This window comes from Lutibacter sp. (assembly GCF_021647475.1).
In the GTDB taxonomy this organism is placed as follows: Bacteria; Bacteroidota; Bacteroidia; order Flavobacteriales; family Flavobacteriaceae; genus Lutibacter.
In genome coordinates, this window is the sequence record NZ_JAKIUR010000015.1 from 12,626 (window position 1) to 27,396 (window position 14,771).

Annotated in this window: 13 protein-coding genes; 4 read left to right on the top strand and 9 right to left on the bottom strand. The window is 30.5% G+C overall.

What is annotated here, in order from left to right; all coding sequences use genetic code 11:
• Positions 1-23 precede the first annotated feature (23 nt).
• The 9 genes from L3J60_RS05305 to L3J60_RS05345 form a co-directional block, all read right to left on the bottom strand.
• The gene (locus L3J60_RS05305) at positions 24-998 is read right to left on the bottom strand and encodes a DUF4837 family protein (protein WP_291974451.1); all 975 of its coding nucleotides are present in this window, start codon (positions 996-998) and stop codon (positions 24-26) included.
• Between the two features lie 8 nt (positions 999-1,006).
• Positions 1,007-2,548, bottom strand: coding sequence for a lytic transglycosylase domain-containing protein (locus L3J60_RS05310; RefSeq protein WP_291974452.1), 1,542 nt, complete (start codon positions 2,546-2,548; stop codon positions 1,007-1,009).
• A gap of 60 nt (positions 2,549-2,608) precedes the next feature.
• A complete protein-coding gene (locus L3J60_RS05315) occupies positions 2,609-3,370 on the bottom strand; it encodes an exodeoxyribonuclease III (RefSeq protein ID WP_291974453.1) in 762 nt (253 codons plus the stop codon).
• Positions 3,371-3,379: 9 nt separating this feature from the next.
• The gene (locus L3J60_RS05320; protein WP_291974454.1) at positions 3,380-5,200 is read right to left on the bottom strand and encodes an AMP-binding protein; all 1,821 of its coding nucleotides are present in this window, start codon (positions 5,198-5,200) and stop codon (positions 3,380-3,382) included.
• 6 nt (positions 5,201-5,206) lie between these two features.
• Positions 5,207-7,495 carry a transglycosylase domain-containing protein gene (locus L3J60_RS05325; protein WP_291974455.1) on the bottom strand — a complete coding sequence of 763 codons (2,289 nt, stop codon included), beginning with the start codon at positions 7,493-7,495 and terminating at the stop codon, positions 5,207-5,209.
• Entirely contained in the window at positions 7,492-7,989 is a 498-nt protein-coding gene (locus tag L3J60_RS05330; RefSeq protein ID WP_291974456.1) for a gliding motility lipoprotein GldH, read from the bottom strand. The genes L3J60_RS05325 and L3J60_RS05330 overlap by 4 nt, the downstream gene beginning before the upstream one ends.
• Complete coding sequence (gene ricT / locus L3J60_RS05335; protein ID WP_291974457.1) at positions 7,973-9,214, bottom strand: regulatory iron-sulfur-containing complex subunit RicT; 1,242 nt, start codon at positions 9,212-9,214, stop codon at positions 7,973-7,975. The genes L3J60_RS05330 and ricT overlap by 17 nt, the downstream gene beginning before the upstream one ends.
• A 108-nt stretch (positions 9,215-9,322) precedes the next feature.
• Entirely contained in the window at positions 9,323-9,553 is a 231-nt protein-coding gene (locus tag L3J60_RS05340) for a ferredoxin (RefSeq protein WP_291974458.1), read from the bottom strand.
• Complete coding sequence (locus L3J60_RS05345) at positions 9,554-10,807, bottom strand: peptidase U32 family protein (RefSeq protein WP_291974459.1); 1,254 nt, start codon at positions 10,805-10,807, stop codon at positions 9,554-9,556.
• Positions 10,808-11,183: 376 nt separating this feature from the next.
• Between L3J60_RS05345 and L3J60_RS05350 the strand changes: the two genes are divergently transcribed.
• The 4 genes from L3J60_RS05350 to L3J60_RS05365 all read left to right on the top strand — a co-directional run bounded on the left by L3J60_RS05350 (position 11,184) and on the right by L3J60_RS05365 (position 14,764).
• A complete protein-coding gene (locus tag L3J60_RS05350) occupies positions 11,184-11,648 on the top strand; it encodes a hypothetical protein (protein WP_291974460.1) in 465 nt (154 codons plus the stop codon).
• 301 nt (positions 11,649-11,949) lie between these two features.
• A complete protein-coding gene (locus L3J60_RS05355) occupies positions 11,950-13,014 on the top strand; it encodes a DUF1611 domain-containing protein (protein ID WP_291974461.1) in 1,065 nt (354 codons plus the stop codon).
• 11 nt (positions 13,015-13,025) lie between these two features.
• Entirely contained in the window at positions 13,026-14,081 is a 1,056-nt protein-coding gene (locus tag L3J60_RS05360) for an alanine/ornithine racemase family PLP-dependent enzyme (protein ID WP_291974462.1), read from the top strand.
• A gap of 5 nt (positions 14,082-14,086) precedes the next feature.
• Positions 14,087-14,764 carry a M15 family metallopeptidase gene (locus L3J60_RS05365; protein ID WP_291974463.1) on the top strand — a complete coding sequence of 226 codons (678 nt, stop codon included), beginning with the start codon at positions 14,087-14,089 and terminating at the stop codon, positions 14,762-14,764.
• Positions 14,765-14,771 lie beyond the last annotated feature (7 nt).

Consider the following 14,771-nt stretch of genomic DNA (forward strand, 5'->3'; position numbering starts at 1 on the left):
ACCACAGAAAAACAGTTTAGCCTTTAATTTACTTTTAATGTTTTTAATATAGCTTCTAATTCAAACATATAATCTCGTTTGTTTATTGAAGGAGCAAAAGTAAATCCTTCCACTACGATAACTCTATTGTGTGCTTTATCAATTACTGAATAATTTAAAAAAGGACCTGCCATATAAACGCCTTTAACTTCCCATTTTCCCCGAGTTTCAATTGCGGGAAGACTAGCTATTTTTGTTTGAAACATGTGCGGAGTGTAAGCAGCTTCTGTAATCATATAAGAATTTTTAATAGCTCCAGGAATATATATTTTCCCTATGCTATCTCTTTTAGCCACAATATTATTCCCGTTAATATCATTTTCAGATTTAATAGGATATGTATAAGAAATTAACTCCATACTATTTCCACCAGTTAAATGATATCGATACCAAATAAAATCTCCAGTATCTTCAACTTTACGATATTTTTTTGGGATTTTTAAGCTATATCCATGCTTTTTAAATGTAGAAATATTCTTAATATTATAATATTTTTTAATAACTCTTTTTTGGATAGCATGAATATCTGCTTTTTTAAAAGCAGCAATAATATTTTGGCTATTTTTATTAATTTCCGCAATTAATTTTTTTTTTGATTTACCAGTAATGGTTATTATTTTTTGAGGATCAGCATAAACGTTAGTAGCTATATTAAATAAATTTTTATCAGTAATACCTAATCTTAAAACACTTCTAGAAGCTTTAAACATGGCTCCAAAATTATTTTCAGGTACTTGAGTAATTTCAAATAAAGGCTCTGGTTGAGGTAATCCTACTACAGGTTCTGTTAGTATTTTTCTAATGGCATCACCAACATCACCTTTCCACTCGCTATTTTTCATTATAATAAGAATATGATTTATTCTTCCGTTTGATTCTTGAAGTATAATTTTATCTTTTCCTGAATTACAAGAAAATAAAAGTGTAAAAACGGTAAATAATACGGCGAGTTTTTTCATAATTTAGGTTACAGATTATATATTTTTAATTTCATTCCAGGTTTTAAACTTTTAACACTCCAAATATTGTTCCAATCTTTAATATTTTGAGCAGAAACGTTTGAAAATTTTTGAGCGATTAACCATAATGAATCTCCATTTTTAACAGTATATATTTGATACTTACCTTTTGGAGTAGATTTTCGGGTATGTTTTTTAACTATTTTTGATCTTGAAATACCTGGCAATCTTCTCGGATAAATAGATAATCGTTGTCCTATTCTTAACCGTGAACTTCTTAATCTATTCCATTTTTTAATGCTTCTAACTGAAACACCATATCTGTTTGCTATTTTACCTAAAAAATCACCATTTCGAACCCGATATCTAATTCGCTGATTCATTTCAAAATATTTTGGCAAAGGTTTTTCGCGTTTAGCATCATCAATTTTAGCTAATGCATAAATTTGATGTTCATTACTCACAAATTTTCCAATATATTTAATAGGAAGAGTAAGCATATAATTTTTCCTTTTTATGTATGGAATGATATCTAATTTATATTGTGGATTTAAAAATTGAAGTATTTTAATATCAATTCCTAAAGATTGACTTATTTGTGCAAATGTTAACAATCGTTTTACTTGAACCGTGTCGGTTTCAAACTTAGCCAAGGCAGTTTTTTTAGCTTTAATTTGATGTTCATTAGCATATTCAAAAATGTATAAAGTAGCGTAAAAAGCAGGAAGATAACCTGCAGTTTCCATAGGTAAATTATGACGAATATTCCAATAATTTTTACTTCCTCCAGATTTTCGGATAGCTTTTGAAACATTTCCTGGACCAGAATTGTAAGCCGCTAACGCTAAATCCCAATCCCCAAAAATTTGATATAAATTTTTTAAATATTTACAAGCAGCTACTGTTTCACGATAAGGATCATAACGTTCATCAACGTACGAACTAACGTTTAAATGATACTGTTTTCCGGTTTGATACATAAATTGCCATAAACCTGCGGCTCCAACTTTTGAACGAGCTCTAGGGTTTAAAGCTGATTCAACAATTGCTAAATATTTTACTTCCAACGGAATGTCATATTTGCTTAATTGCTCTTCAAATAAAGGGAAATAATAACGTGCTTTTTCTAGTAAATTGGCGAATGTTCCTTTTCTTCGTTTTAAATAAGTCTTAATTATCGATTCTAATTGAGGATTGTATTCAATATGAAAAGGAGATTTAGCATCTAAAATTTTTAATCGTTTTTTTAAAGTGTCTGTTGGTAAATCAACCAAATCAGAAACTACTATCTTTGTTCCGGTTAAAACATATTTAATAGTATCGTTTAAAGGTGAATTTATTAATTGATGTAGCCATAAACTATCTATTTTGTCGGCAATAGTATCTGTTTTAAAAGCTAAAGAATCTTTTACCTGTTTAAAAATGGTATCATTTTTTGAAGATATTTCTTTTAAATTTTCAATTTTTTCAATTTTAAGAGTGTCTTTTTTAACTTGGGCAAAACCATTATAAAAAAAACATAAAAAAAGAATATATACGAGTTGTTTCATTTTAATCACTTCTAATTTTCTATAATTTTACCTTCAAATTTGTACAAGGTAAATTTCATTTTAATCTATTTCAACAACAATTGGACAATGGTCTGAATGTTTGGCTTCAGGCAGAATGTAAGCTCTTCTAATTCTGTCTTTCATCGGTTCACTAACCATGTGATAATCTATACGCCAACCTTTATTATTATTTCTGGCATTGGCTCTGTAGCTCCACCAAGTATAATTATCAGGTTCTTTGTGTAAATATCTAAAAGAATCTATAAATCCGCTATTGATAAATCCGCTTAGCCATTCTCTTTCAATTGGTAAAAATCCTGAAGTATTTTTGTTTTGTTTTGGGTTGTGAATATCAATTTCAGTATGACAAATATTATAATCGCCACAAATAATTAAATTAGGAATTTCTTTTTTTAACTGATTTACATATTGCTGAAATTCAGCCATATAATTTAATTTAAAATCTAAACGAGCATCATTTGTTCCAGAAGGTAAATACAAACTCATTAAGGAAAAATCATCAAAATCTACACGTAAATTTCTACCTTCGAAATCCATGGTTTCAATTCCAGTTCCATATTCAATATGATTAGGTTTTACTTTTGATAAAATAGCTACGCTACTATATCCTTTTTTTTGTGCCGAAAACCAATAATGATAGGTATAACCTGCATTTTCAAATACACTTAAATCTAATTGTTCTTTATGGGCTTTTGTTTCTTGAAGACAAATTACATCAGCATTTGTAGTTGTTAACCAGTCTATAAATCCTTTTTTTAAAGCTGCTCTTATTCCGTTTACGTTGTATGATATTATTTTCACAAATTTCCTTTAATCTTGTTCGTATAAATTTCTTAATTTTCTTCGCATCACTTTATTCGATGCTGTTCTGGGTAATAGTTCTATTTTAACTAAATCAGTTACTTTAAATAACGGATTTAATTGTTTTCTGATACTATTTTTAGATTGATTGTAGCGTTCTTTATCAGAAAATTCCGTAGTACTTTCTATGTAATAAACCACTAACAAACTTGGGCCTCCACCTTTTGGAGCAACAGCTATTGCTGCAGATTCTTTAACAAATGATAATGTATTGATAATGGCTTCTATTTGAGTAGAACTCACTTTTATTCCGCCTAAATTCATGGCGTCATCAACGCGTCCTTGTGCTTGGTAATAGCCATTTTCAAGCTGTTCCATTTGATCGCCATGACGTCGTAACAGTTTTCCTTCAAATGTTGGTGTGCTTTTATAATAAACGTCAAAATGATTTCGGTTTAAAAGTTTTGTTGATAATCCCATTATTGGGGGAATTAAAAATACTTCTCCTTTATCTGATTTTTGATGATTTTCATCTAATAAAACAAATGCTCCACCTAAAGCTTGAGATGAAAATATACTAGCAATATTTGGCTGAACTACCGTACTTGTAACGTAACCACCGCCAATTTCAGTACCTCCACAATATTCAATAACTGGCTTATTGTTAGCTAATTGCATTAAGTATTTCATTTCTTTAGGATTAGAAACTTCTCCTGTTGAGCTAAAACATTTAATAGTATTCCAATTCAGTTTTTCCATGCATTTACTGCTGTTCCAATATTTAACAAAACTTGGAATTACCCCTAACATAGTAACTTTTGCATTTTGTACAAATTTTCCAAAATCTTCTCCCATTGGTGCTCCATAATATAGTGCAATAGTTGCTTTATTTATAAGCGATGCAAAAACCAACCAAGGTCCCATCATCCAACCTAAATTAGTTGGCCAGCAAACTACATCGTTTTTATGAATATCATGATGATAATAACCATCGCTTGCACTTTTGATTGGAGTGGTATGTGTCCAAGGAATTGCCTTTGGTTCTCCAGTAGTTCCTGATGAAAATAATACGGTTATAATATCTTCAGGATTTTGAATAACCGATTCAAATTTTTTGTTATCACTTAAAAAGATATTCCAGTAAATATCATTTTTTCTTAATGAAATTGATTCATCTGAAACTTTTAAAACTACTGCTTTTGGTGCATTAGCTTCGATTATTTTACTAAATAAAGGAATTGTTTTGCCAGCTCTTTGCAATACATCTTGCGTAAAAATAACTTTTGGATTTGTTATTTTTAATCGGATGGCAATTTCATTAGGAGTAAAACTATCCGCAATAGTAACTATGGGCATTCCTGCTTTTATACCTGCCAAATAAATTGCGACAGCTTCCACGGTCATTGGCATATCAATAGCTATTTTATCTCCTTTTTTTAAGCCTAATTTTAATAAACCATTTGCAATTTTATTGGTTAATGCTAAAAGTTCTTTTTGGGTGATTTTTTGAATTTCTTCTCCTTCTTTTTGAAAGATAATAGCAGTAGCATTTTCATTATTTTGAAAACAGGAATCTACAATGTTTAATTTTGCATTTTTAAGCCATGCTGCATTTTCAATTCCTTTGGAAACATCTAAAATTGAAGTGTATTTTTTATTTAGATGAATATTTAAAATTTTAACTGTTTCCTGCCAAAAAGTTTCTTTATTTGTTATTGACCATTTCCAAAAATCTTGATAGTTATCGAAACCAAATTTTTGCATCATTTTAAAAATGTTGCTATTTTTAATACTTTCTTTGGTTGGATTCCAATCAGGTTTTAATTTCATAAACTATTAAAATTCAGGGTTCTCCTCAACACTTTTTTTATCAGGATTATTTTTATTAATGTCCTTATCACAATCAATTTGAATCGTTAATTTTTTAGGTTTTTCAAAATCTTCTTTGCTGATATGTAAACTAGGATCGGCATATAATTTTTTATAATATAAAGCCCAAATTGGTAATGCCATGGTGGCACCTTGACCTTTATCAATTCCTGCAAAATGGACGGAACGATCTTCACCACCAACCCAAACACCAGTAGCTAAATTAGGCACAATTCCTATAAACCAACCATCAGATTGGTTTTGTGTAGTTCCTGTTTTACCTGCAATAGGATTTGTAAATCCGTAAGGATAACCTGTGGCAACATTATCTGGGTATTTCCCCCATTTTGTGCGTAACCGAATTCCTGAACCAGATTCTGTTACCCCTTCTAATAAATTTATAACTACATAAGCTGATTCTTCACTTAATACTTCTTTTGATTTTGGAATAAATCGTTCTAAAACGGTTCCGTTTTTGTCTTCAATTTTAATCAACATCATTGGTGATATTCGTAAGCCTTTATTTGCAAAAGTGGAATAAGCACTTACCATTTCATATAAAGATAAATCTACTGAGCCTAATGCTATTGACGGAACAGCAAGAATTTTACTAGTAATACCAGCACTTTTAGCTAAATTAACAACGGTTTGTGGGTTTACCATATCAATTAATTTAGCGGTAATAACATTAACAGAGCCAGCCAGGGCTTGTTTAAGGGTTAGCTCACCTCCATATTTATTACTGGCATTTCTTGGCGTCCAATCTTCAGGCATTCCATATTTTTCTTTAGGAATTGTATATAAAGTATTTGGTAATTTGTAGCAAGGAGATAATTTTAATTGATTAATTGCTGATGCATAAACAAAAGGTTTAAAAGTAGAGCCTACTTGACGTTTTTGCTGTTTTACGGCATCAAATTGAAAATGTTTGTAATTAATACCACCAACCCAAGCTTTTATATAGCCTGTTTGAGGTTCAATAGATATTAAACCAGCTCTTAAAAAATACTTATAATAACGAATAGAATCTTTAGGAGACATAATTGTGTCTTTATCTCCTTTCCAAGAAAAAACACTCATTTTTACCTTTTTATTAAAGGATGCAAGTATTTCTTTTTCAGATTTTCCTTGTTTTTTCATTCTATGCCAGCGATTAGAGCGTTTCATAGCTCGAAGCATTGTGTTGGCAATTTGCTTTTTGTCTAAATCGTAAAAAGGTGCGGTTCTATTGTGTTTTTGTTCTTTAAAAAATACTCGCTGTAAATTTGCCATATGTTCTTTCATAGCATCCTCTGCATCTGTTTGCATTCGAGAATCTATGGTTACATAAATTTTAAGTCCGTCTCTGTGTAAATTATAAAAAGAACCATCAGGTTTAGGATGTTTTTTAATCCACTTTTTCATAAAATCACGTAAATATTCTCTAAAATAGGTTGCGTGACCATCGCTATGACCTTCTCTATTAATGTTTAGTCCTAAATCTGTTTTTTGAAGAGAATCTTTTACTTTTTCAGTAATAAAGTTGTTTTTTGCCATTTGACTCAAAACAACATTTCTACGATTTCTTACTAGTTTTTTTCTTCTTAACGGGTTAAAATAAGATGCATTTTTTAGCATACCTATTAGCATTGCCGATTCAGGTATTGTAAGTTCTTTTGGTTCTTTTCCAAAATAAATTCTGGAAGCTGAACGAATACCAACTGCTAAATTTAAAAAATCGTACTTATTAAGGTACATTGTTACAATTTCTTGTTTGGTATATTGGCGTTCTAATCGAACTGCAATTACATATTCTTTGAATTTTTGTAGTATTCTTTCTAGTAAATTTTTGGAGCCTTCACCTGTAAATAAAAGTTTAGCTAATTGTTGGGTGATGGTACTTCCGCCACCGTCTTTTCCTAATTTAACTATTGCACGTAAAGTTGCCTTAAAATCGATACCTGAATGTTCATAAAAACGTTCATCTTCAGTTGCTACTAAAGCGTTAACTATGTTTTTAGGTAAATCTTTGTATTTTATGGGAGTTCTATTTTCAAAAGCATATTTTCCTAATGTTTTACCATCAAGAGAAATGACTTCAGAAGCTAAGTTTTTTTCGGGGTTTTCTAATTCTTCAAAAGTTGGTAACGGACCAAAAACTCCCCAAGATGCTAATAAAAACATAAAAATAATAGAAGCTGTACCTCCTAAAATTAGAATCCAAAACCATTTAATATAGATTGAAAAAGGATTTTTAGTTACTTTCTTTTTTTTCATTCTTTAATTTTTTCAATACTTAAACCAACATCAGAAATACCTTTTAAAGGCATATTTCCATCAATATCACTATTACTACGAGTTGCTTGTTGAATTGTAAATTTATAATTTCCTTGCTTTGAAAAATGATAATTTTGTTTATAAATCAACTTATTTTCTTTTATATTAGAAATACCAGTTCCTAACCAATTGCCATAATTATCCGCCATTTTATATTCTAAAGTATCAATAATTTGATTATTAGTTGGAGTTTCAATTTTGGCAATTAAAAACAATGAACTAAACGGATAATTTGTAGTATTTCTTATATTAATAAACACGTTTTTATTGTTTATAGTATCTTTATTTTCGATATTAAAGACAATTTTATTATTTAAAAACCAAGTTTTGTTAGGTAAGCTTTGGTATTTATTAAATATCGTTTTTGAATTACAAGATATTAGCGCTAAAAAAAAGAATATATAAACTTTAAATTTCTTAACTGTTTTTTTCATTATTCGGTTTTCTTCTAAACGGTTTTCTTTTAGAATGTTTATTAGCGTTTGAGTTATTTCCTTTTTGAGCAGTGTTTTTAGCTACAATTTGGTGGTTGTTTCTATGTTTTTTATTTCTTCTCTTTTTTCTTTTAGGAGTATCAAACCTAGTTAAACTATCTTGACCAACTACATTTTCAAAAATATTTACTTTTTCTACAATTAATTCATTTTCAAAATCTTCTAATGAAGATGCCGTTTTATTGTCTTTGTTTAATGCTATAATTTCTTTAACTTGATCTAACGTTAATTTATACCATTTACTTCGTTCATTTTTATAGGTGTACCAAAGTAAATTTTTAAAGATATCCATTTTAATAAAAACGGCAATTCCTTTTTCGGTTTTAAGCTCTATATCTGTTTTTGGAAAGTCTTTGAGTGCATCTAAATAAGTATCCAATTCGTAATTTAAACAACATTTTAATTTACCACATTGTCCAGCTAATTTTTGGGGATTTAGAGATAATTGTTGATAACGGGCAGCAGCGGTATTTACTTTGCGTAAATCGGTTAACCAAGTAGAACAGCACAATTCTCTTCCGCAAGAACCTATACCACCAAGCCGAGCAGCTTCTTGACGTAGCCCAACTTGTTTCATTTCAATACGAATACTAAATGTACTTGCAAAATCTCTAATAAGTTGTCTGAAATCCACACGTTCTTCAGCGGTATAATAAAAGGTTGCTTTATTTCCATCACCTTGATATTCAACATCAGATAATTTCATTTTTAGACCTAAACGGCTAATAATTTCACGACCTCTATACTGTGTGTTATATTCTTTTTCACGTGCGGCAGTCCAAATATCAATATCTTTTTGAGTAGCAATTCTGTATATTTTTTTAATAGCATCGCTATCTAATTCAATTCCTTTCTTTTTTAATTGAATTTTAACCAATTCACCTGCCAAGGATACAACTCCAATATCATGACCAGGATTTCCTTCTACAGCGATTATATCGCCCATAGAAATTTTTAAGTCATCTACATTTTTAAAAAAATGTTTTCTTCCGTTTTTAAATCTAACTTCAAAAATATTCATTGGCTTTTGTCCTGTAGCCAAAGGCATATTAGCCAGCCAATCAAAAACAGAAAGTTTTTCACAGCTTCCTGTGTTACAATTTCCGTTACTTTTACAGCCTTTTGGGGCTTTATCTATAGTGGAAGAGCAATTATTACAGCTCATATTTTTTATGTTTAATAGGTTTTAACATCCGAAAATAGATTTCGGTATTCACTAATTTGTAAAGATAGGATTAAAATTAAGAAATATAAAACGTTAAAAAATGGAATTTCATACTTGTTTTACATCAATTATTTTAACAGGACAAGCTTCTTTTGCTTTAATACTATTTTCAAAAATAGTTTTATCAGGAGATTTAATAGTGAAAAATCCTTTTTTTTCTTTAGCATGAAGCAAAACCGATTTTCCGTCTTTTTTTGACATTTGAAATTGAGAAGGAGCTAATTCTACACAATAATTACAGCCAATACATTTAGCTCTTTGTAACGTTATAATTACCATTTAAGCTTCCACTTTGTTTTCAACAATTTTATATAATTTATCGGAAGGTCTAATTCTGAATTCAAGAGGAATAGTTACTGAATCTCCTTTTTGAGCTTTCTCTCCTTTTATATCATTTACAAACATTTCTTTTACTTTCATTTCTTGTGCACCTGTTGTTGGACCGGTAATTAAAATAGTATCGCCTAAAGTAATATCATAAGCTTCTATTTTAAATTCTCCAATGTTAGATTTTGGAAAATAGTGCATGCCTTTTCCTAAATACACTTTCTTTTGTGTTGCATGACTTCCTGAACCTTTACTCCATTCTCCTAATTTTTGACCTAAATAATAGCCACTCCAAAAACCACGATTATATACTTTTTCAAGCTCTTGCATCCAACTAATTACTTTTTCTTTATTATATGAGCCATCTTCAATACTATCAATAGCATTTCTATAGGATTTAATAACTCTGGCAACATATTCTGGAGCTCTACCTCTTCCTTCAATTTTTAAAACTTTAACCCCTGCATCTACAATTTCATCTAAAAAATCAATGGTACATAAATCTTTTGGGGACATAATGTATTCGTTATCCAACTCCATTTCAACACCTGTTTCCTGATCAATAACGGTATATTTTTTTCGACAATCTTGTTTACAAGCACCTCTATTTGCCGATGAGTTATGATTGTGTAAACTCATATAACATTTGCCTGAAACCGCCATACATAATGCACCGTGACCAAAAATTTCAATTTCCACCAATTTTCCAGATGGGCCACAAATGTTTTCCTTTACAATTTGTTCAGTTATTTTCTTTACTTGACGTAAACTTAATTCTCTACTTAATACCATAGTATCGGCAAACATGGCGTAGAATTTAACCGTTTCAATATTGGTAATATTTATTTGGGTAGAAATATGAATTTCCATTCCAATAGCTTTTGCAGAAGCTATTACTGCTTGATCCATAGCAATTACTGCGGTTATATCAGCTTCTTTTGCTTTTTGAAGTAATGTTTTTACAATAGTTAAATCGTGATCGTAAATTATGGTATTTAATGTAAGATAGGTTCTTACATTTTTTGCTTTACACCTATTAGAAATTTCTTGTAAATCATCTAATGTAAAGTTTATAGTTGCTCGTGCTCGCATATTTAATTGTTCCACACCAAAATAAATTGAATCTGTACCATTGTCTAGTGCAGCTTGTAATGATTCAAAATTTCCGGCAGGAGCCATTAATTCTATTTTTCCAGTCGTAGTCATTCTTTTCTAGATTTTTGCAAAATTACGTATTTTCTTATAACTATTAGAAATTCGAAAATATAATGGTGTTAAAACTATGTTTAATCCACTTAGGCTAGAAGAAGTTAATTGATTTCTCTAATCTACCTAATTTTGCCATTTTTATATGCTAGTTTTTTATAAACTGTTTTTATCACCTTTTAAATTCAAATAGCTCTTAAAAAAATAGCGTATCTTTACAACAGGTTTAAACCATTTTTGATTTCAATCAGTCATTACTACATTTTGCTACTATAAATAATATAGTCTTTTACTTCTGCAAATGCTTTCTCTTTGAATTACGGATAATCAGACCAACATTTATTTGTTTTAAAACAAAACTAACAAAGTAGAATTCATGAAAAAACTAACCCTAGGAGTTATCGGAACTTCAAAAAAAGTAGATGAAAAACGTGTGCCAATTCATCCAAATCATCTATCACGTTTACCTGAAGATATCAGGAAACAATTAATTTTTGAAAAGGGATATGGTGCACCTTTTGGTTTGGATGACGATTTTTTTATTTCGCAAGCAGGAGGAGTTGCTTCTCGTCATGATTTATTGGCTGAAATTGGTTCAGTTATCATTGCAAAACCAACATTAGCCGATTTACAAGAAATACGTGAAGGTGGACTCATTTGGGGTTATCCACATTGTGCACAGCAAGGTGATATTACACAAACTGCCATAGATAGAAAATTAACTCTAATAGCTTTTGAAGATATGTTTGTATGGTCTCCAGATGGTCATATAGGCAGACATACGTTTTATAAAATAATGAATTGGCAGGCTATTGTGCCGTTATTCATGCATTGCAATTAAAGGGTGTTGATGGTCATTACGGGAACCAGCGTAAAGTAATTATTTTTGGATTTGGAGCTGTTAGTCGTGGAGCTATTTACGCACTCAAAGCTCATGGTTTTACAGATATTACAATTTGTATTCAAAGACCTGATCAATGAAGTACGTGAAGAAATTTTAGCAGTACATTATGTTCGTATTCGTGAAGGTAATAATGACGAGGCTAGAATGGTAACTATAGAACATGTTATGTGCAAATTAAAACAGAGTCACTGAGTCCAATAGTGTATATTAAGAAATTAATTAAATTAAGAGATAAATTATGATAGAGAAAGCATTAGTATTTAGTGAAAATGAATTTGGAAAGGTAGATGGAAAAGTTGCAAATGGACTTATCAGATATTCGGAACGATATAAAATTGTTGGCATTATAGATAGTACAAAGGCAGGTCTTGATGCGGGCGAATGTCTCGATGGAATAAAAAAGGGAATCCCTATATTTAGCAGTATTGATGATGCCTTAGAGAAGTTGAATTACATCCCGAAATATTTTATTTATGGTATTGCACCGCTATCTCCATTTCTTGATAAGGAACAGAGGCAAATAATCATAACTGCAATGGAAAAAGGAATGGATATTGTAAATCCTCTCCCTGAATTCTTTGCTGATGATAAAGAATTTATGCAAAAAGCAAGTGAATGTAATGTCAAAATATTTGACTTTAGAAAACCTCCAAAACGAAAAGGTCTGCATCTTTTTACTGGAAAAATTTTCGAAAACAAAACCCCTGTAATAGTTGTTACCGGTACAGATTGTGCTGTTGGCAAAATGACTACTGCTAGGATTATTGTTGAGGCATTAAAAAAAGAAAATATAAATGCTGTATTTATAGCCACTGGACAAACAGGTTTACTTCAGGGTGCTAAGTATGGAATGGCATTAGATGTGCTAACATCAGGTTTTACCACAGGAGAAGTTGAAAAAGCAATTATAGATGCAGTTAATACTGAACATCCTGATATAATTATTGTTGAGGGGCAAGGTGGTTTAAGCCATCCTGCATTTAATTCTTCATCTGCTATTATAAAGGGTTCAAATGCCGATGCAATAATCATTCAGCATCCACCAAAAAGAAAAAGTCGTTGTGATTTTCCGACAATTCCAATGCCTACTTTAGAAAGTGAAATAAAACTTAACGAAATGTTTTCAAAATCAAAAGTAATTGCCATTACACTTAACGATGAAGATATGACTGATACTGAATTAATAAACACAATAGCAGAATATGAAGACAGGTATCAACTACCTACTACGAATGTTTTAAAATATGGATGCGACAATATTATTAAAAAGATATTTGAAGTATTTCCCGAAATACTAAAGTGAGTGCAATTGATATGATAACACCAAGAATAGAGATAAACCTTAGGAAAATTGCCCATAATGCAAAAACATTGAAAGAACTTTATGGTTCAAAAGGTATTGATGTAATTGGCGTAACAAAAGTAGTTTGTGGAGATACTAAGATTGCAAATATTTTAATAAAAAGTGGAATAAATATTCTTGCCGATTCAAGAATAGATAATATCAAAAAAATGCATAATGCAGGTATTCAAGCACAATTTCTTTTATTAAGGAGCATTTATAGTCAAGCCAAAAATATTGTGAAGTATGCCGACATTAGTCTTAATTCGGAGCTTATGGTAATTAAAGAACTTTCAAAATTCGCTGTAAAGCAAGATGCCACACATAAAATTATATTAATGGTGGAATTGGGAGATTTAAGAGAGGGTATTATGCCCTCCAACTTGGAAAAAATCGTTAATGAGGTTATAGGATTAAAAGGAATTGAACTTGCCGGTATCGGAACAAACTTGGCTTGTTTCGGGGGAATTAAGCCTGATGATAAAAAAATGGAGAATTTGTCCTCAATTGCAATAAATATTGAAGATAAGTTCGAATTAAAATTAGAGTTTGTTTCAGGTGGAAACTCAGCCAATTATAATTGGTTTATGTCAACTAAGGATGTTGGTAAAATCAATAATTTACGGCTTGGTGAATCTATATTTTTGGGTTGTGAAACTCTTGAAAGAAAACCCATACCAGGTTTATTTACAGATGCCTTTACTTTAATTGCAGAAGTTATTGAATCAAAAATAAAACCCTCTTTACCAAATGGAAATGTTTATCAGGATGCATTTGGAAATACACCAAAATTTATTGACCGTGGTTTAATAAAAAGAATTTTACTCGGAGTTGGTTTACAAGATGTTTTAGTTTCAGGATTAACGCCCCTATTGGATATTGATATTCTCGGAGCAAGTAGTGACCATATCATTGTTGATGCCAAACAAACAGACTTAAAAGTGGGAAATACTGTTGAGTTTAATCTCAATTACGGAGCATTACTCTCAGCAATGACCTCACCGTATATAAATAAAAAATACAAATAGAGCCAATGACTGGAAAAGAATATTGCGAATTAGTTGAACGATTAGACCGCTTCCAAAAGCAACTTATCTCTACTATTATGATTAAGGACGATCATTCTCCGTTAATCAGCTTAAAAGAATCAAATTTTAATTTAGTGTTTGAACCATCTTTTTACAAGGATTACAACTATATGGTTAGAGAAGCTGTTTTTAAAAAAATAGGACGAATAAGCAAAATTTTGGATAAGGAAGATAAAAGATTAATCATTCGTTCCGTATGGAGAGGTTTTGCACATCAAAAACTTTTGCGTGACAGAAGAGTCAAGATTATAAAAAAAGATTATCCCAATAAATCATTAAAAGAGATTAATAAAATAGTTTCTTATTTCATTGCTCCTGAGGAAGAATCTATGCATTCAACCGGTGGAGCTGTGGATGCGTTAATCTATGATTTAAAAAAGGATTGCGTAATGGATTTTGGAAATAATGTCGGACTACATTTAGAACTTAATAAAACCTGTTATCCATTTCATCCTGACATTACAGCACAAGTAAGAAAGAACAGAGAACTTCTTATTAATCTCTTCGATAAAGAGGGGTTTGTAGTTGACCCTAAAGAATATTGGCATTTTGATTATGGAAATACTATCTGGGCAATAGAAAAAGGCAGGAAATATGCTAAATATGGCATTATTAAAAAATAATCAGCAC